The organism is Arenibaculum pallidiluteum (assembly GCF_017355985.1).
Classification (GTDB): Bacteria; Pseudomonadota; Alphaproteobacteria; order Azospirillales; family Azospirillaceae; genus Arenibaculum; species Arenibaculum pallidiluteum.
Window position 1 is genome coordinate 90,559 of the sequence record NZ_JAFIQU010000012.1, and the last position, 17,222, is coordinate 107,780.

Annotated in this window: 13 protein-coding genes; 10 read left to right on the top strand and 3 right to left on the bottom strand. The window is 66.4% G+C overall.

The genetic code is table 11. The features are described from left to right. Positions 1 to 84: 84 nt before the first annotated feature. Both JUB13_RS21185 and JUB13_RS21190 read right to left on the bottom strand, forming a co-directional pair. The gene (locus tag JUB13_RS21185) at positions 85 to 1,269 is read right to left on the bottom strand and encodes an AAA family ATPase (RefSeq protein WP_207482387.1); all 1,185 of its coding nucleotides are present in this window, start codon (positions 1,267 to 1,269) and stop codon (positions 85 to 87) included. A 243-nt stretch (positions 1,270 to 1,512) separates the two neighbouring features. Continuing rightward, positions 1,513 to 3,039, bottom strand: a complete 1,527-nt coding sequence (locus tag JUB13_RS21190; protein ID WP_328702981.1) for a sigma-54 interaction domain-containing protein — start codon at positions 3,037 to 3,039, stop codon at positions 1,513 to 1,515. Between the two features lie 195 nt (positions 3,040 to 3,234). Here JUB13_RS21190 and JUB13_RS21195 point away from each other — a divergent pair, with 195 nt between their 5' ends. The 5 genes from JUB13_RS21195 to JUB13_RS21215 all read left to right on the top strand — a co-directional run bounded on the left by JUB13_RS21195 (position 3,235) and on the right by JUB13_RS21215 (position 8,636). Next, a complete protein-coding gene (locus JUB13_RS21195) occupies positions 3,235 to 4,146 on the top strand; it encodes a 3-hydroxyacyl-CoA dehydrogenase family protein (protein WP_207482388.1) in 912 nt (303 codons plus the stop codon). Positions 4,147 to 4,221: 75 nt separating this feature from the next. Next, positions 4,222 to 5,160, top strand: coding sequence for a BKACE family enzyme (locus JUB13_RS21200; RefSeq protein WP_207482389.1), 939 nt, complete (start codon positions 4,222 to 4,224; stop codon positions 5,158 to 5,160). Between the two features lie 48 nt (positions 5,161 to 5,208). Further along, positions 5,209 to 5,988, top strand: coding sequence for a 3-hydroxybutyrate dehydrogenase (locus JUB13_RS21205; RefSeq protein WP_207482391.1), 780 nt, complete (start codon positions 5,209 to 5,211; stop codon positions 5,986 to 5,988). Positions 5,989 to 6,102: 114 nt separating this feature from the next. Beyond that, positions 6,103 to 7,305 (top strand): ABC transporter substrate-binding protein, encoded by a 1,203-nt coding sequence (locus JUB13_RS21210; RefSeq protein WP_207482392.1) that lies wholly within the window; start codon positions 6,103 to 6,105, stop codon positions 7,303 to 7,305. Between the two features lie 284 nt (positions 7,306 to 7,589). After that, the gene (locus JUB13_RS21215) at positions 7,590 to 8,636 is read left to right on the top strand and encodes a cyclase family protein (RefSeq protein ID WP_207482393.1); all 1,047 of its coding nucleotides are present in this window, start codon (positions 7,590 to 7,592) and stop codon (positions 8,634 to 8,636) included. 83 nt (positions 8,637 to 8,719) lie between these two features. Here the strand turns inward: JUB13_RS21215 and JUB13_RS21220 are convergent, their stop codons facing one another. After that, positions 8,720 to 9,772 carry a hypothetical protein gene (locus tag JUB13_RS21220; RefSeq protein WP_207482394.1) on the bottom strand — a complete coding sequence of 351 codons (1,053 nt, stop codon included), beginning with the start codon at positions 9,770 to 9,772 and terminating at the stop codon, positions 8,720 to 8,722. Positions 9,773 to 10,183: 411 nt separating this feature from the next. Here JUB13_RS21220 and JUB13_RS21225 point away from each other — a divergent pair, with 411 nt between their 5' ends. From JUB13_RS21225 to JUB13_RS21245, 5 genes are all read left to right on the top strand, one after another. Further along, positions 10,184 to 10,924: a hypothetical protein gene (locus tag JUB13_RS21225; RefSeq protein WP_207482395.1), complete on the top strand. Its 741-nt coding sequence runs from the start codon at positions 10,184 to 10,186 to the stop codon at positions 10,922 to 10,924. Between the two features lie 702 nt (positions 10,925 to 11,626). Further along, positions 11,627 to 12,838, top strand: a complete 1,212-nt coding sequence (alr, locus tag JUB13_RS21230; protein ID WP_207482396.1) for an alanine racemase — start codon at positions 11,627 to 11,629, stop codon at positions 12,836 to 12,838. Then, entirely contained in the window at positions 12,838 to 14,016 is a 1,179-nt protein-coding gene (locus JUB13_RS21235) for an ABC transporter substrate binding protein (RefSeq protein ID WP_207482398.1), read from the top strand. The genes alr and JUB13_RS21235 overlap by 1 nt, the downstream gene beginning before the upstream one ends. A 2-nt stretch (positions 14,017 to 14,018) precedes the next feature. Then, positions 14,019 to 16,343 (top strand): MFS transporter, encoded by a 2,325-nt coding sequence (locus tag JUB13_RS21240; protein WP_207482399.1) that lies wholly within the window; start codon positions 14,019 to 14,021, stop codon positions 16,341 to 16,343. After that, positions 16,340 to 17,068 carry a GNAT family N-acetyltransferase gene (locus tag JUB13_RS21245; protein ID WP_207482400.1) on the top strand — a complete coding sequence of 243 codons (729 nt, stop codon included), beginning with the start codon at positions 16,340 to 16,342 and terminating at the stop codon, positions 17,066 to 17,068. Before JUB13_RS21240 ends, JUB13_RS21245 begins: the two co-directional genes overlap by 4 nt. Positions 17,069 to 17,222: the final 154 nt, after the last annotated feature.

The following is a 17,222-nucleotide window of genomic DNA, read 5'->3' on the forward strand; positions in this document are numbered from 1 at the left end:
TCCACACCAAGGGCACGGGAAACCGACCAGTGCTCGGCGGATCTCGTGGGGAGGACGTCCCGCAAGGGCTCTGCAAACGACTTCTCAGAAACCCGAGGCGGCACCGACGAGGCCGCCCAGATTGTCGGCCAGGTCCAGCCAGCCGTCCGCAGTCTTCAGGCGCTCCTTGATGTTGGCCGTCACGGATCCCGGCGACACGCGCTTGAGCGCCTCCAGGTTGACGCCCAGCTCCTTCAGCTTCGCCAGCAGTTGTTCGGCATCGCCGATATCCTTGCGCATCTGCGCGATGTCCTGAAGCACCTTGTCCATCGCGGTGCCGAGCTGGCTCATGCTCTTTTCCCGCTTGGCAACCTCGGCATCGTCGACAACCGCATTGCCCTTCAGCTTCTTGAGCTCGGCTCGGTAGATGTCGAGCTGGGCGCGCGGCCGCGCCAGCTTCGATTCGGCATCGGAGACCTCGTCGGCGCGCGACTTGATCAGCAGTTCGAGCTCGGTGACATACTTCGGCAGCCCGCCCCTGGCCTCCTGAACCTGGCCCAGCGCCGTCGTCAGGCTGTCGATTTCGCCTTGCAGCTTGCCCAGCAGCCGCTTCTCGTAATTTCCGGTTTCCTTGAAGGCCTTGACCGACTTCGCGAGACCGGTGACACCGCTGATCGACACGGCGGTTGCCGCCAGGGCGCCAAAGACCACGGCCATGGCGCCGAACGACACCACCGTCGCCGCCACACCGATTGCGATCCCGCCCACGATCAGCACGACCTTGAGAACTGTCGCCTTGGTAAGGCGCGCCTTCTTGCCCTTCACCGCGGTGGCGCGGGCCTTCTTCACCGCCTGACCGGCAGCGATGATCCCCTGCTGTTCGGCCACGTTCTCCGCCCAGTTCTCGACAATCGTCTTGAACTCGGCCTTGAGCTCGTCCGGCGATAGACCCTTCACCTTCTTCAAGGCGGCATTCAGGCTCTCAACCGCTGCGAACTCCGCGGGTGTGGTGGGCATGCCGTTGCGAGCCACCTGGTCGATCTGCTTGCTGAGGTCGTCGATCAGGTCGGACTTCTCTTCCAACCAGGTGTTGAGGTGCCTCAGCTGGCCGTTTATCAGCGTCGAGAGCTGCTTTTCGAACTCGTCCCGGATGATGCGCTCGATGGAGGCTTCGGCCTCCTCGACCTCCAGGTCGTAGGTGAAGGAGACAGGGATCGGATCGCATTTGAGGTGCTTGGTGGTCTTCGGTGTGATCTTGTCTGTATATTCCAGAGTGATCGTCGACCCCATGCTCGGCTCCCGTGTATTCGGCGCTTCGGTCGAGCGGGCCGATATTGGTCCAGCGAGAGGGCTTCGTCGTTAAAGCCGATCTCGCCCCAATGGGCAGCCCTTCTACCTCAATGGGAGCAGAGTACCTGGATTTTGTTCCAGCTGAAAGGTGGCGACGCACTCCTTAGGAGCCACTCGCGCCGACAAGGCCCTTCCGGTCCTGGCGTCTGGTGGGGGCTGGTTCGGCGGCTGGCAGGCCCGGTGCTAGGGCGCCATGTCGTGCTTGCGCATCTTCGCGTAGAGATTGGTTCGCGACAGGCCAAGGATTTGGGCAGCCTTGAGCTTGTTTCCCTTTGCGTCGTCGAGAGCCGCATGGATGAGCGCCCGCTCCAGCTCGTCGACGGCTTCGCTGAGTGGGCGCGGCGTTTTCGCCACGGCAGGGAGATGGACGAATTCCCCCGGAAGGATCGTGATGAAGTCTTCGGCCGCTATACGCTCTCCCTCGGTGCGCACATAGACCTGCTCTATGACATTGGCGAGCTCGCGCACGTTGCCGGGCCACTGATAGCTCCGCAGCACGTCCAGTGCCGACGGCGCAAAATCGCGCATCGGCTGATCCAGGCCCATGGCCACCCGTTCCGAAAAGACGGAGGCGAGATTCTCGATGTCCTCCCTGCGGTCCCTGAGCGCAGGGAGCTGGATCGGGAAGACGTTGAGCCGGTAGTAGAGGTCAGCCCGGAACGAGCCGTTCCGCACCATGTCCTGAATCGGCCGGCTGGTTGCCGCGACGATGCGGACGTCGACCTTGATGACCTGGTTCGAGCCCAGCAGCTCGACCTCGCGCTCCTGCAGGGCACGCAGGAGCTTCGCCTGGAGCGGCAGCGGCAGGTCGCCGATCTCGTCGAGGAACAGCGTCCCCCCGTGCGCGAGCTGGAACTTCCCCGGGCGCGCCTGCCGGCCGGCGCCGGTGAAGGCGCCGGGGGCCACGCCGAAGAACTCCGCCTCCAGCAGGTTCTCGGGGATGGCGGCGACATTGAGGGCAACGAAGGGGCCGTCGACCCGGTCCGAGGCGGCATGGATCGCGTGCGCCACCAGTTCCTTGCCCGTCCCGGTCTCGCCCAGCAGCAGCACCGCCGAGTTGATCTGGCCGGCCTTGCGCACCAGCCGTTTCACCTCGAGCATCGCCGGGCTGAAGCCGATCAGGTTCTCCACGGTGTACTTCGACGAGCGGCTGGCTGCGAGCGCCTGCTCCGCCCTTGCCAGGCGCGACTGCAGCTTGTTGAACCGGTCGGCGATCGGCCGGAGATATGTCAGGCTGTTCTTCAGTGCGAAGGCGATGGCGCCGATGATCTCGCCCCGCTCGTCACGCAGCGGAAGCCGGCTGACCAGCAGCGTGCGATCGCCATACTGCATGATATCGAGCGGGAATGAGCGGCCGGTCTCGACCACCTCGCGCATCCGGCTGTGCGGAATGACGCGTTCGATCTCCTGTCCCACCACGTCCGCCAGGGATCGGAGGCCCAGGATTTCCATCTGATTGTCGCTGAACCATACGATCCGCGCATACTTGTCGACCAAGGTGGCGCCGTCGATCATTTCTTCTATCATCACGAGCAGGGCGCGTGCTGCGGCGAACCGCTCCGCCGTTTCTTTGGCCATGGCTCGCACCTCCCCGGTTTCAGCCCTGTCAATTTTCTGAACAGTATCTGTCAGGATTCGACACACGTGGAAAGGGCGGAATTGCTTGTAAGTGCCCCTCGGCACGAATGCGCTGTGTCGGATCGGGAGCACTGCGCCCCCATGCGCCCGGACCGAGTCTAGCTAAGCCACGGATAAAAGCCGGTTACCCGCTCTGGCATATAGCTTGCTAATGGGCGGTGCTGAAGATGGATTGCGCAAACAGTTCGGCGATGGCTCGTTGAAGCTCGTCCCGGCGGTACAGCGCATCCGTACGGCGCTCGGTGAGGAAGACGGGGAACGGAAGGCGTGACCAAGCTGCGCATTGGAATCATTGGCGCCGGGTTGATGGGGCACGGAATTGCGCAGGCCTTTGCCGTCGCGGGGTACCAGGTCGACATCCACGAGCGGGATGCCGGGCGTCGGAGCGGGATCGTCGGGCGTATCCGCGGCAACCTTCTCGAACTCGGGCAGGATGGCGCGGCGGCGGATCTGGTCCGGCCCTGCGATACCCTCGAAACAACCGTCCGGGACGCGGATATCGTCTTCGAGGCGGTGCCCGAGAACCTGGAGCTCAAGCAGCGCATCTTCGCTGCCGTCGAGGACGCGGCTCCGCCTCACGCCCTGCTCGCGAGCAACACTTCGGTGATCCCGATCACCCGGATCATCGAGCCGCTGCGGAACAGGGCCCGTGCGCTGGGCGCCCACTGGTGGAACCCGCCTTACCTGATCCCGCTGGTGGAGGTCATCCAGACCGCCGAGACCTCCGAAGCCACGATCGCCGCGATGATCCAGCTGCTGACCTCCATCGGCAAAATGCCGGTGCATGTCCGCAGGGATGTCCCCGGCTTCATCGGCAACCGTCTCCAGCATGCGCTATGGCGCGAGGCGATCGCCCTCGTCCAGAACGGGGTATGCGACGCAGAGACCGTCGATACCGTGGTCAAGGCGAGCTTCGGACGGCGCATGGCGGTTCTAGGGCCGCTGGAGAATGCCGATCTCGTCGGCACGGACCTGACGCTGGCGGTTCATGAATATGTTCTGGCGGATCTCGACCGCACGCCCGGCCCGCTGCCCCTGCTGCGCGAGCTGGTTGCGACGGGCCGGCTCGGCATGAAGGCGGGGGCGGGCTTCCGGACCTGGAGCGAGGAGCAGCAGGCGGAGCTGCGCACCCGCCTGGCTCTCCATCTCCACCGGCTTCAAGGCGTCGAACGCGGGTGATCGGGGGGCGCCGAGACGGCGCCGGATTGTCAGTCTTCAACGGTCCGTCGGGCCGGATACCCAGGAGGGCCTCGCATGGCCGCATCACGGAAGAAGGTCATCATCAGCTGCGCCCTGACGGGCTCCGTCCATACACCTACGATGTCGGATGCGTTGCCGATAACACCGGACGAGATCGTAGAGCAGGGCGTCGGGGCGGCCGAGGCGGGGGCGGCAATCCTGCATCTGCACGCCCGTGACCCCCGGACGGGGCGGCCGACGCCGGATCCCGCGGTGTTCATGCAGTTCCTGCCGCGGCTCAAGCAATCCACCGACGCGGTGCTCAACATCACCACGGGTGGCTCGCTCGACATGTCCGTGCAGGAGCGCCTCGCCGCCCCGCTCCGGGCCCGGCCGGAGATGTGCTCTCTCAACATGGGCTCGATGAACTTCGGCATCTTCCCGATGGCCGATCGCTACAAGTCGTGGAAGCACGACTGGGAAGAGCCGTACCTGCGCAGCACCGACGACTTCATTTTCCGCAACACCTTCCGGGATATCGCCTACATCCTCGAACACCTGGGCGAGGGCTGCGGAACGCGGTTCGAGTTCGAGTGCTATGACCTCGGCCACCTGTACAATCTCGCGCATTTTCTCGATCGGGGGTTGGTGAAGCCGCCGCTCTTCGTCCAGACGATCTTCGGGATCCTCGGGGGCATCGGCGCCGAGGAGCGCAACCTCACCTTCATGAGGGAGACGGCCGATCGCCTGTTCGGTGATGCCTACGAGTGGTCCGTTCTCGCCGCCGGCCGCCACCAGATGCCCTTCGTCACCATGGCCGCGATCATGGGCGGCAATGTCCGGGTCGGCCTGGAGGACAGCCTCTATCTCGGCAAGGGCCGGCTCGCCCGCAACAGCGGCGAGCAGGTGGCCAAGATCCGCCGGATCCTCGACGAGCTTTCGCTCGAGGTTGCCACGCCCGACGAGGCGCGCGCCATGCTTGGCCTCAAGGGTGCGGACCAGGTGGCGTTCTGATGCCGCCGGACCGCTCGGTATCCGGGAAGATCTGAAAAGGGGGATGCGATGCAGGCCAGGAACGCGGTCGTCACCGGCTCAACCAGCGGCATCGGCTTGGCGACCGCTCGCGAGCTTGCCAAGCGGGGCTGCCATGTGATGCTCAACGGCTTCGGTGACCCGCCGGAGGTCGACCGGCTTTGCGCCGAGATCGCGGCGCAGAGCGGCACGAAGATCGTCTATTCGGGAGCCGATCTGAGCAAGCCCGAGCAGGTCCGCACCATGATGGCCGAAGCCGCAGAAGCCCTGGGGCCGATCGACATCGTGGTGAACAACGCAGGAGTGCAGCACGTCGCGGCCCTGCACGAGTTCCCCGAGGACAAGTGGGATCTGCTGCTGGCGGTCAACCTGAGCGCCGCTTTCCACGCCATCAAGGCGGTGCTCCCCTCCATGAGGGAACGGCGCTGGGGCCGGATCGTCAATACGGCGTCGGTGCTCGGGATGGTGGGAGCCCCGCACAAGCCCGCCTACGTCGCCGCGAAGCATGGTGTCATCGGTCTGACCAAGGCCGTGGCGATCGAGGTCGCCGAACATGGCATCACCTGCAACGCGGTGTGCCCGGGCACCGTGATGACCCCGATCATCGAGAAGCAGATCGCCCAGCAGGCGCAGGTCACCGGCCTGCCGCAGGACCAAGTGCTCAAGGCGGTGTTCCTCGGGAAGATGCCGACCGGCAGACCGGTGCCGGCCGAGGAGATTGCCGCCACCATTGCTTTCCTGTGCTCGGAAGCCGCGGCATCGATCACCGGCGCCGCCATCGCCGTGGACGGCGGCTACACGGCCCATTGAGGCGCCGCACGGTTGACAGGAATCCGGCGGCGATTGAGAAGAGAAACGGTAATCGCGGTCTCGTGCTCACGGAAATCCTAAATAATCTTGAACCGTTATTCTAGGGAGCGAAACATGCGGATTCATGTTCTTTCCGGCGCGGCCTTGGCCTCGCTGGCATGTGGTACCGCCCAGGCGCAGATGTCCGAGGGCGTAATCAAGATCGGCATGCTGTCCGACCGGTCCGGGATCTATGCCGACATCAACGGCGAGGGCTCGGCGGTGGCCGCGCGCATGGCCGCCGAGGAGTTCGGCAACGCCATCAAGGGCACCCGGATCGAGATCATCGTCGGCGATCACCAGAACAAGGCCGACATCGCCGCCAACCTGACGCGCCAGTGGCTCGACGCCGAGCAGGTCGACGTCGTCGCCGACGTTCCGAACTCCGCCGCCGCCCTGGCGGTGCAGGGCATCACTCGCGACAAGAAGCGCATCTTCCTGATGTCCGGGCCCGGCTCGACCGACCTGACGGGCAAGGACTGCAGCCCCTACGGGTTCCAGTGGACCTGGGACAACCATGCGGTCGCCTCGGCGACCGCGCGCGCCCTGGTCGAGCAGGGCCGCAAGAGCTGGTACTTCATCACCGCCGACTACGCCTTCGGCCATTCGCTGGAGACCGAGGCCGCCAACACCGTCAAGCAGCTCGGCGGCACGGTGGCGGGCACCGTGCGCCATCCCCTGGCGACGCCCGACTTCTCGTCGTTCCTGCTGACCGCGCAGGGCTCGGGCGCGCAGGTCGTCGCCTTTGCCAATGCGGGCGGCGACACGATCACCGCCATCAAGCAGGCGGCCGAGTTCGGCGTTCCCCAGGGGGGCCAGACGCTGGCCGGCCTTCTGCTGAACATCAACGACATCCATGCGCTTGGCCTGCAGACCTCGCAGGGCCTGATGCTGGCCAACTCCTTTTACTGGGACATGAACGAGGAGACCCGCGCCTGGTCGAAGAAGTTCGAGGAGAAGACCGGCCGCAAGCCGTCCATGAACCAGGCTGGCGTGTACTCGGCCGTGCGGCACTACCTGAAGACCGTGCAGGAGCTCGGCACCGACGATGCCGACAAGGTGTCCGCCCGGATGCGCAGCGTGCCGGTCACCGACATGATGATGAAGAACGCCAGGATTGCCGAGAACGGCCGCGTGTTCGGCGACATGTACCTGGCGCAGGTGAAGACCCCGGGCGAGTCCAAATACGCCTGGGACTACTTCAAGATCGTCAAGACGATCCCGGGCGACCAGGCCTACATCGACCCGAAGGCCAGCGGCTGCCCCCTCGTGAAGTGAAGGCATAGGAGTATCGGGCTCGTCCCGACACCGGGCGCAAAGAGGGTTTGCGGTCCTCCGGCCGACTTCGCCTGGCGGTGGTGCAACTGGCCTAACGGGGGATTGAGTCGATTCCCATCATCGGGCCTCTCCACTGCGGGTAAGCTACATCGAAGGCGGCCGGGTCGGCAGGAAACGCTGTCGCGGTTCGTCCAGCCAACCGATCAAGGAAGCCGCTACTTCCAACTCTCTAACGCGTCACCGGCCCCGCCGGGGCCGGGATCTTCCATGGGAGGGAATGCCAGATGCCTCTTTTCAGAGTGCTGATGATCTCCGCCGGCATGGTCGCGTTCACGCTCAGCCCCTTGGCCGCACAGGATGCCGGCATGCGGCAATGGACAAAGGGCAAGGGGTGGGGCTGGGTCTGGGGTCCGGACGATGAGGTCGGTGCCCTCAACGAGATGACCGATGCCTCCCGCCTGGCCGCCCTGCAACTGGTCAGGCAAGGCAAGGCCTATGATCTCGGCCTGCCATACGACCGGACCTCCTACAAGTGGCCCGGCCACAGTCCGGGCGAGGTCATGAGCTTCCGCACGCCTGCCGGCGTCAAGGGCCAGAAGGATCTTCCCTTCACCACGCCCGAGGGCGGCAACGCGGGGGGCACGGCCTGGCATAGCAGCGCCCTGTTCATCAGCGACAACGTCGCCACGCAGATCGATGGTCTCGGCCATATAACCCATGGACCCGACGACCATTTCTACAACGGGTTCAAGGCCGCCGAGTGGGGCGGCGACTTCGGACTGCGGAAGACGGACGTCACCACCATCCCGCCGGTCGTCGCGCGGGGAGTCCTGATCGATGTGGCGGGCTACAAGAAGGTGGATGCCCTGCCAGGCCATTACGAGATCACGGTCGAGGACCTCGAAGGCGCGCTGCGGGCCCAGAACGTCGACGTCACGCCGGGAACGGTCGCGCTGATCCGAACCGGTACCGCACGGTACTGGGGAAGGAACGGCAGCGACCATGCCAAGATCGGCGAACACGACTCTTCCGGAATCGGCTTGACGGCGGCCAAGTGGCTCGTCGAGCAGAAGGGGGCCCTCATGATCGGGTCCGACACGTCAGGCCTGGAATACGTCCCGCCGAAGCCCGAGGACTCCCAGGCGGTCGGCGGCAGCTTCAACCCCGTCCATGTCTATCTGCTGACGCAGCAGGGCGTCCATATCCTGGAATTCAACAACCTGGAGCAACTCGCCGCCGACCGCGCCTTCGAGTTCGCCTACATTCTCTCCACCAATGCCATTCGCGGCACGGTCGCCGGGACGGCCCTGCGTCCCATCGCCCTGCGTTGAAACCGAGCCTCCGGGAGAGACATCCTCTCCCGGAGGCAGGCTTCGGGTCGAATTCGCATGGCTTCACACCCGATCCCGACTTTTCAGGATGATCCGATCAGCACCGCGGCGGCCAGCACCGATACGGCGAGCGCCCCGACAGCCCAGGAGAGCACGCGCAATCCTTGCTTCAGCACCTCGGTCTGACGCGCTTGTGCCGAGACGAGGCGCTCCATCCGGTCCTCAAGGGAAACCGGCACGAGACTCTTCTCATCCGTCCCGTCCTTGATTCGGCCCAGGAGCATGCGCAATCCCTGCGACAGCACCTTGGTCTGCCCCGCCTGCGTGGCGACGAGGCGTTGCGTTCCCTGCCACACCACCTTGGTCTGCCGTGCCTGCGCCGCGACGAGGCGCTCGATGCGATCATCGGGAAGGCTTTGGGCCGGCGCCTCTTCTTTGGTGCCGCGATCGGCTTGTCCCTCGACCCGATCGTCGGCGGCATCCGGCCAGGTCCGCCGGAACCACTTGGGAAGCACCCGGCGCTCGGGCCCCGCGAAACGCATGAACTGAAGCCTGGCGGGGGTGTAGCCGCCCGTGCCCCCGTGCTGCGGCTTGAGGTACCAGGTGATCGGCTCGCTCGGCGGTGCGTGCAAGTCCGTGGTCCATGCGTCGGGCAGGCGCAATCCCACCTGGATCGCTTCCACCTGGCCGGACCGGATGGAGTTCACCAGGTGCGCGTGAACGTCGGGGGGCACGGCGATGTCCGCCCACCACTCGTCTTCGTTGCCCGTCTCCCGGTCCGGGGCATTGAAGCCCATGGCCGCGCGGCTGTTCGGAATTCGCTCGCGGTCATCCTCGGCTTCCTCCGGCGCCTCGTCCCCCTCGCCCCAGAAAGACCGGATCGACAGCGAGAATTTCCGAATGACCTTGGCGTTGGGTTCGATCAGCGCGATCCCGGAGTCGTCGAGCATGGCCGAGCAGGACACGGCGACATCGACTCCGTCGCGGGCGCGGAAGGTCGAGATCCCTTCGCTCAGGCCGAACGACGTAGCCTCCAGGACGAAGGTCCGCATCGGGCGTTCAAATTCACCGACGCCCTCCACCGAAAGGCGTCCGCCATTCTCGTGCATGACCATCGGGCTGGCATCGCCTCCCATCGCGTCCTCCGAAATCTGCGCGGGGAGGATGCCTTCAATTCCCCAGAAATTGCTTAACTTCCGGGGCCCTGAAGACGTCGCTCCGGCACGGCGGAGAACCTTCTGATCACCGCCGTCCCTGGCCTGGCTGCCGGAGAGAGGTTTCGTTTCGGGTGCGTTTGGCCGTTTGCAGGCTTTCCAGCCGGCCTCGCCAAGGCTTCATGGCGTGGTTCCTGATCTCAAGGAAAGGCCGATGGCCGCAAGGATTGGCTTCAGACTGAGCCACGGCCAGCACCCTTCCGGCACATCCTGTCCTTCTTCTCCGGTTGCCCTTCCGGCATCGGCATGACGCTTCACCGCGGTGATGTTCGTAAAGATTGCTTAACCTAAATTTAGAATACAGTGGATCTCCGAAACAGGGAGGACAGCCGAGTGCCGAACTACACGAAACCAGCGATCCCGAAGGTCCTGACCGATGCCGAGTGGCAGAAGAAAAAGGGAGCGATCGCCAAGCTGGCCGGGGAAACCGGCGTGGGCGCGGCCTTGAAGGCCATGGAGGCCGCATTCAAGAAGGTCAATTGGGACAAGTTCGACATGGACAAGCAGATCCCGTCGAACAGCGTTTTCGATGTGGGCGTGGTCGACGCCGCTCTCGCCGCGGCGGGAGACGAGATGAAGAATCTCGAACCGCTGCGCAAGACGATCATGGATGTCGACAAGAAGGCTTCGGACGCCGCCGCCAAGTTCAAGTCGAACAAGCTGATCCCGAAGGAGTCGGCCGCCTATGCCGCCCAGGTCGCCAAGGAAGCGAGCAACTTCCTCGTGGTGGTCAACAAATCATCCATTGGCAGTGCCGTCGAGAAGGACGCGGCTGCCGCCCGCGTGAACATCGAGAAGAAGGTCAAGCTGGTCCAGGATTCGGCCAAGAGCTACCTGGCCAAGGTGGCGAAGGGTCTCGATGGCCAGACCGTGGAGACCTACGCGGACTACTGGAAGGAGAGCCTTCGCGGGTTGGCCGCCGCACTGTCCAGGATCCCGGGTCAGGAGACACTGACGGAGGCATGGCGTCCCTGGGTGTCCCAGAAGGGCATCCCGAAGGACGAAAAGCAGCTTTCCGTCGCGAAGACGAAGGTGAAGGAACTGGTCTCGAGGACCCAGAAGGAACTGGCCTGACGCTGATCGAGGGGCGCCTCGCCGCGCCCCTCCCTTCGTCGGCATGCACGAGGGGTTCTCTTGCGGCCTTGCTTCTTCGACCAGGGCAGGCCGACGCCGGCATACGACGTTTGAGCGCCAGTACCCATCCACGCCCGCAGGCCGGGCCAGGCCGCTACGTGCGTGCGGGCAGCTGCGAGGCTCCCTCGCCTCAGGTCGGACCGAGCGTCGGTAGCAAAAATAATCCTTCGTAATCTCACCTACCCAGTTTGCCGATAATCCAATACGTTTTTGCGAGTGTTCCGAGGGGTCATGCCAATTGGCGCCCGGGATTCGAGGATAGCAGGGAGTGACGATGCCGCCCTCCGCAGGAGCCCTTCTGGATCACGGTCGTGCCCAGAAGCCGATCAGGGGCGAAAAGAGGGACCTGATGCCATTGCGTTCCACCTTGGACGGACGCCAGCGGTGCTGCCGGTGGACACGAGTAAGGCGTCGCTGATTCGAAAGCATTCCCTCAGTGGCAGGATGTCGGCGTACTGCTTCGGTCCTTACGCCACGCGGCTTGCAACAGGCCGTCCAAAATATCCGTTATCCCTATTAGGAGGTATTCTCGCATTCAAAATGGTGGCCGGGCTGCATTATAGTGGGGCGGGAAACCGCACGGTCGCCCAGGGCGCCGACGCTGCGGGGGCGCGCCAGACGAGGCGACGGGACGAGGGATCGATGGGTGTGCGAGACGCGGCTGTCTTTTCCCAGTGGAATGGGCATCCGGCTGGGTCCACGGCCTGGGCAACGGTCCACCTGGACCGTCTGCGCGGTAACCTGGCGGCCATCCGAAGGGTGCTGCCGCATCGGACCCAGGTCCACGCCGTGGTCAAGGCCGACGCCTACGGGCACGGCTCTACCCGCGTCGCGAAGGAGCTGGAGGGCGTCGGTGTCGACGCCCTGGCGGTCAGCTCGACCTCCGAAGGCATCGAGCTGCGGAAGGTCGGCATCCACTGCCCGATCCTTGTGCTCGGCCCCATCCTCCCGGAGGAGGCGGCCGCCGCGGTCGGTTTCGATCTCGCGGTCACCGTGTCGTCCAGCTCCCTGGCCCTCGCATTGGGCGCCGCCGCCGCCGCCGCGGGCCGTCGGGCCAGGGCGCATGTCCGTGTCGACCTGAGCCTCGCCGGGTTCGGCCTGCCGGCGGATCAGGCCGTCCAGTTCCTCGGCTGGCTGCACAGCCTGGGCGGAATCGAGGTGGAAGGCCTCTATACGCACAATGCGGGTGCGTATCGCGGCGATCCCGCGATGATGGACGCCGAGAGGGCGGCAGTGGCGTCCCTCGTCGAAGCGGTCTCGGCCTCCGGCCTCCGGCCGCCGCTCGTCCACGCCTTGAGCAGCCCTGGCGTCGCGATCGGGGGCATCGACCCGCTGGACGCGGTCCGGGTGGGCTCGCTGCTCTACGGAATCCGCATGGTCCCCGCGGCGCCGCCCGGGATCCGGCCCGTCATGGAGATCGGCGCGAGGGTCCTCGACGTCCGCGCCATCCCCGCCGGACAGGCGACCGCCTACGAGCGCGGCTGCGAAACGGACCGGCCGCGCCGGGTGGCGACGGTGGCCATGGGTTTTGCGCAGGCCGGCTTCCTGTTCCATGCGGAGGGTGGCTGGGTCCTGGTCAGGGGAACGCGCCTACCGATCCTGGGGCGCCCCTTCATGAGCACCCTGCTCGCCGACGCATCGGCCGTGCCTGACGTGAGCCCGGGCGACGTGGCCACGCTCGTCGGGGCCGACGGGCCGCATACGATCACCGTCGAGGACGTCGGGGCGTATAGCCGGGTCCGCCCCTCCGCCGTGCCACTGCTCGGCCAGGGCGTGGCGCGGGTGTACCGGGATTGCCGCCCCTCCGCGGGGCGACCCTTGAGCCATGAGAACGCCATGCTGGGGAAGGTCTGATGAGGATGGACAGACGGGATTTCGTCAGGAGAGCGGCCCTGCTCCCCATCTTGGGATCGAGCCTTCTGGGTGCCTCCGGAACCGCGTCCATCGCCGCGACGCCGGCGTTCCCGGTGCCACGTCGGAACGGCAACCGCCGCTGGCGGATCGGCTACGCCGAAGGGCTTTCCTTCATCAACTTCGCCGGAACGCTGGAGGGCATCGTCCGCGGCCTGGACCGGCAGGGCTGGATCTCCGACACCTCCGGCATGCCCTACGTGGATGGGCAGAGCGACACGAAGGCCATGTGGGACTGGCTCGCGGCCCGCGACGACCAGTACGTAGAGTTCGTGCCCGACGCCCATTTCGGCGGCCTCTCCAGCGCCCCGGCAGAGCCCATCGTCGAGCAGCTCCGGGCAGGCGACCTCGACCTGATGATCGTCATGGGCACGGTGGCCGGGCAGAAGCTCGCGACCGACGCCCACACCACTCCGACGCTCGTTTTCAGCGCCACCAACCCCGTGACGGCGGGCTTCGCCAAGTCCGAATCGGACAGCGGGCGCGATCACGTCTGGGCCCACATGGACCTGTCGCGCACGACCCGCCAGCTGCGCCTGTTCTACGAGACCTTCCGCTTCAAGAAGCTGGGCGTGGTCTACGAGGACACCGCCGGCGGGCGGGGCGTCGCCTCCATCGGTCAGGTGGAGGAGGTGGCCGAGAGGCTGGGCTTCACCCTGGTGCGCCGCTTCGTCGACAGGCCCACCAACACCCGCGACCCCGAGATCATGGAGCGCTACTACGCCGAGCTCTCCCGGGCCTGGACGGAGATCGCGGGCGAGGCGGACGCCGTATACGTGACGTTCGGCCAGTGGACTCCCGACCGCTTTCCGGCCCTGGCGCGCATCCTCATCGACCGCAGGGTCCCGACCTTTTCCCAGAGCGGGCCGGAGGAGGTCGAGCGCGGGGTCCTCATGTCCATCGCGCGGGCCGACTTCCGCGGGATCGGGAACTTCGGCGCGACCACCGTCGCGCGGGTCCTGGGCGGCGCCAAGCCGCGCGGCCTGCCGCAGGTCTACTTCGACACGCCGACCATCGCCTGGAACCTGGAGGTGGCCCAGCGGATCGGCTTCCAGGTGCCGTTCAATGCGCTGCTTGCGGCCGACAACATCTACACCAAGATCACGGGGTTCGGGGGCTGATCATGAGGCAGGGCAACAAGGTCGGCTCCTCCGTCCTCCTTTCGGTCGTGCTGCTGGTCCTCGCGATCGGCTTCTCGACCGCCATCAGCATCGGCTCGTTCCGCCAGAACCACACCGCCTCGGTCATGACCAGCTTTGCGGTCGCAGGCGGCAAGGCGGCCCGAAACATCGAGCAGGCGCTACGCTACGGCAAGCCGCTGGACGACTTCCACGGCATCGAGCGGTTCCTGGGCCAAGTCAAGGCCTCGCTGCCCGAGGTGGATCGGGTCATGGTGGCCCTCGCCGACGGCCGCGTGATGTACGACGAGAACGGCCGCGCCACCGGCGCGCTGTCCGCGGCCGAGCAGCGGCAGATCCGCCGCGACCTCGCCGCCAAGCCGCAGACCTTCGCTTATGACGACACCAGCGGGACCTACCGCCTGTTCCTGCCGATCCGGCCCGAGGCAGGCGGCCCCGCCGCCGGCACGCTGGTGATCGTGGCCAAGGGCACCGCGGTGAAGGAATACGCCCAGGCCTTCTCCGAGAGCCTGATCCAACAGGTGGGGGTGATCGCCCTGGCGGGCGCCGTGGCCCTGCTCGCTCTCGCCATGATCTCGGCGTCGCGGCCCGACGGGGCGCGCTTCCAGCGCACGGGTGCGCTGGTGGTGATCGGCCTCGTCCAGATCGCGGCCGGCATCTACAGCTACGGTTCCTTCCGCGACGCCTACATCGAGAGCACGCAGCGGACGACGGCCATCGTCAGCCGCATCCTCCAGTCCGACATCGAGGGGCTTCTCCAGCGCGGGGTGCGCTACGACCAGCTCCATGGGATCGAGACCTACCTGGCCGGCGTCCAGGGCTCGGTTCCCCATTTCCGCAGCATCGTCCTGGATCGCGGGGGGCAGGCCCGCCCGGCTGCCCAGGACCCCGGGCTGACCCGCTATCCGCTGGCCGCGGACGGGGCCGGCGCATCGGCGTCGCTGGGCATCGCAGTGTCCGAGGAATATGTCGAGCGCCGTCTGCGCGACATCCTGCTGGATTCCGGCGCGATCCTGCTGACAAGCCTCATGTTCATGTTCGAGATGAGTCTGCTGCTGAACCGGCGCGGACAGCAAAGGCCGGAGGAGTCCGCGGCCGCGTCCGAGAAGGACCGCGCGCCCCAGCGCATCTGCAGCCGTTTCCTGGCCTTTCTGATGTATTTCGGCCTCTTCATGTCGGCGTCCTTCGTGCCTCTGGTCATGGGAACCTTCGACGAGGGTTTCCTCGGCCTCACCGGAAGCCAGGCTGCCGCCATTCCGATCTCGGTGGAAATGGCGTTCGGGTCGCTGGCGATCCTGGTCGCGGGCTCGCTCATCCGGCGTTTCGGCTGGCTCAGCATCGCCTATTTCGGCGCGGCCACCATCGTGCTCGCCGCGGCGGCGGCTTGGCTCTCACCCTCGCCGCTGGCCTTCGTGGCGGCGAGGGCGCTGACGGGCGTGGGTTCCATGTGCCTGCTTGTCAGCATCTACGGGATGATCGACACCATCCGGAGCCAGGAGCAGCGCGACGCCGCCCTGCCCGAGATGCTGGCCGGCATGTATGCCGGCGTGAACTGCGGTGCCATCACCGGGGCGCTGCTCGCCTCCCAGCTCGGCTACCAGCCGGTATTCCTGGTGGCGGCGGCCGTCCTGGCCCTGACCCTGGCCTACATCCGCCTGGGCGTGCCCACCGAGGTTCGCGCCGCGCGGGCCGAGATCAAGGCCGCCGAGGCGGTCCCGAAGCGTTGGGGCCTCGGCGACCTGTCGGTGGTCGGCTTCTTCCTGCTGATCAGCATCCCGACTTCCGCCGCGGCCATGTTCCTGCCCTACTTCTTCCCGGTCTTCGCGGCGAGCCTCGGCGAGGGTTCCAACGTCATCGGCCGCGCCTTCCTGATCAACGGCCTGTGCTTCGTGTTCCTGGGCCCCTGGCTCGCCGCCAAGGCACGCAAGCACCTGTCGCCGCACTGGACCGTAGCGGTTTCCGCGGGGATCCTGGCGCTGGCGCTGGTGCTGTTCGGTTGGCAAGGCACGCTGGTCGCCGCGTTCCTTGCAGTGCTGCTGATCGGCATCGCCGACAGCTTCGGCTCGCCGGCGCAGAGCAGCTTCGTCGCCTCGCTCCCCATCGCGCGGCGGCTCGGCCGGGCCACGGTCCAGGCCTATCAGCTCAACGCCCGCAAGGTCGGACAGGTGGTGGGTCCGCTGCTCTTCTCCGGCGTCGCGGCGATGGGGGTGGCAGGCGTCGGCGTGTTGGGCATGGCGCTGGCCGTGCTGATGGTCGTCTTCGTCCTCTCCGCCGCCATCCTGCTCAAGCGCACGCTGGCCACGGCATGATGGAGACCGAGGTCCTGCACGTCCGGCATCGCCCGGACGGGCGCATCGAGCTTGCCGAGATCCGGCAGCTCTCCCCCGGGGAGGCCGAGGACGTCGCGCGCCTTCAGGACGAGGGGCTTGGCGACCTCATGTTTCCCGTCACGCCCGGGCAGATCGCGGACATGCTGGGGCCCGGCGGGCGCACGGTGGGCGCCTTCGTCGGCGGGCGGCTGGCCGGCTTCATGGCCGCGACGGTGCCCGGCCGCGGCGAGGCGAACCTCGGACTGCATCTTGGGCTCGGTCAGGCGGAGCTGAACGCGGTGGCCCATTGGACGGCCGTGATCGTCCACCCGGACTACCGGGGCAACGGCCTTCATCGGCGTCTGGCAATGGCGGCGCAGCGTGCGCTGGACCTGCCCAGGACGCGCTTCTGGCTCGCCACCGCGCGGTGCGAGAACCTTCCAAGCGCCCGCAATTTCCTGTCGGTGGGGGCCGAGATCGCAGCGATCCTCGCCAAGTACGACGGAAACCTGCGTTACCTTTTCATGCTCGACCGCTTGGCCCCGCCGGTTGCCTACGAACAGGTGGAGGAGGTGCCCGCCGGCGCGCTCGATCTCCAGCGCGAGCTAGTCGGCGCGGGCTTCCGCGGCTTCGCCTCGTCACCCGGCGGGATCCGCTTCGGCCTGCCGGTGCGGGCGCACGGCGCGGCGAACGCCGCTCTGGCGGATGCGGCCGACGCCCTGTAGCCCTGGCCTCGGAGCCTGCCGGTCGACGCACCGTACCTTGCCAGACCTGCGACCGGGCCGGACAGGAAGATCCCCGAACAGGAGTAGAGCGACCTAGCCGCACAGCCAGGCGGGTACGTCCTTTGCGATGTTTGTGACAAGCCTCGCGTGACCT

Coding starts and splice junctions, on each gene's coding strand:
- JUB13_RS21220 (WP_207482394.1), bottom strand. CDS start 9,772: ATGGGAGGCGATGCCAGCCCGATGGTCATGCACGAGAATGGCGGACGC.
- JUB13_RS21200 (WP_207482389.1), top strand. CDS start 4,222: ATGGCCGCATCACGGAAGAAGGTCATCATCAGCTGCGCCCTGACGGGC.
- JUB13_RS21215 (WP_207482393.1), top strand. CDS start 7,590: ATGCCTCTTTTCAGAGTGCTGATGATCTCCGCCGGCATGGTCGCGTTC.
- JUB13_RS21205 (WP_207482391.1), top strand. CDS start 5,209: ATGCAGGCCAGGAACGCGGTCGTCACCGGCTCAACCAGCGGCATCGGC.
- JUB13_RS21240 (WP_207482399.1), top strand. CDS start 14,019: ATGAGGCAGGGCAACAAGGTCGGCTCCTCCGTCCTCCTTTCGGTCGTG.
- JUB13_RS21235 (WP_207482398.1), top strand. CDS start 12,838: ATGAGGATGGACAGACGGGATTTCGTCAGGAGAGCGGCCCTGCTCCCC.
- JUB13_RS21185 (WP_207482387.1), bottom strand. CDS start 1,269: ATGGGGTCGACGATCACTCTGGAATATACAGACAAGATCACACCGAAG.
- JUB13_RS21245 (WP_207482400.1), top strand. CDS start 16,340: ATGATGGAGACCGAGGTCCTGCACGTCCGGCATCGCCCGGACGGGCGC.
- JUB13_RS21210 (WP_207482392.1), top strand. CDS start 6,103: ATGCGGATTCATGTTCTTTCCGGCGCGGCCTTGGCCTCGCTGGCATGT.
- alr (WP_207482396.1), top strand. CDS start 11,627: ATGGGTGTGCGAGACGCGGCTGTCTTTTCCCAGTGGAATGGGCATCCG.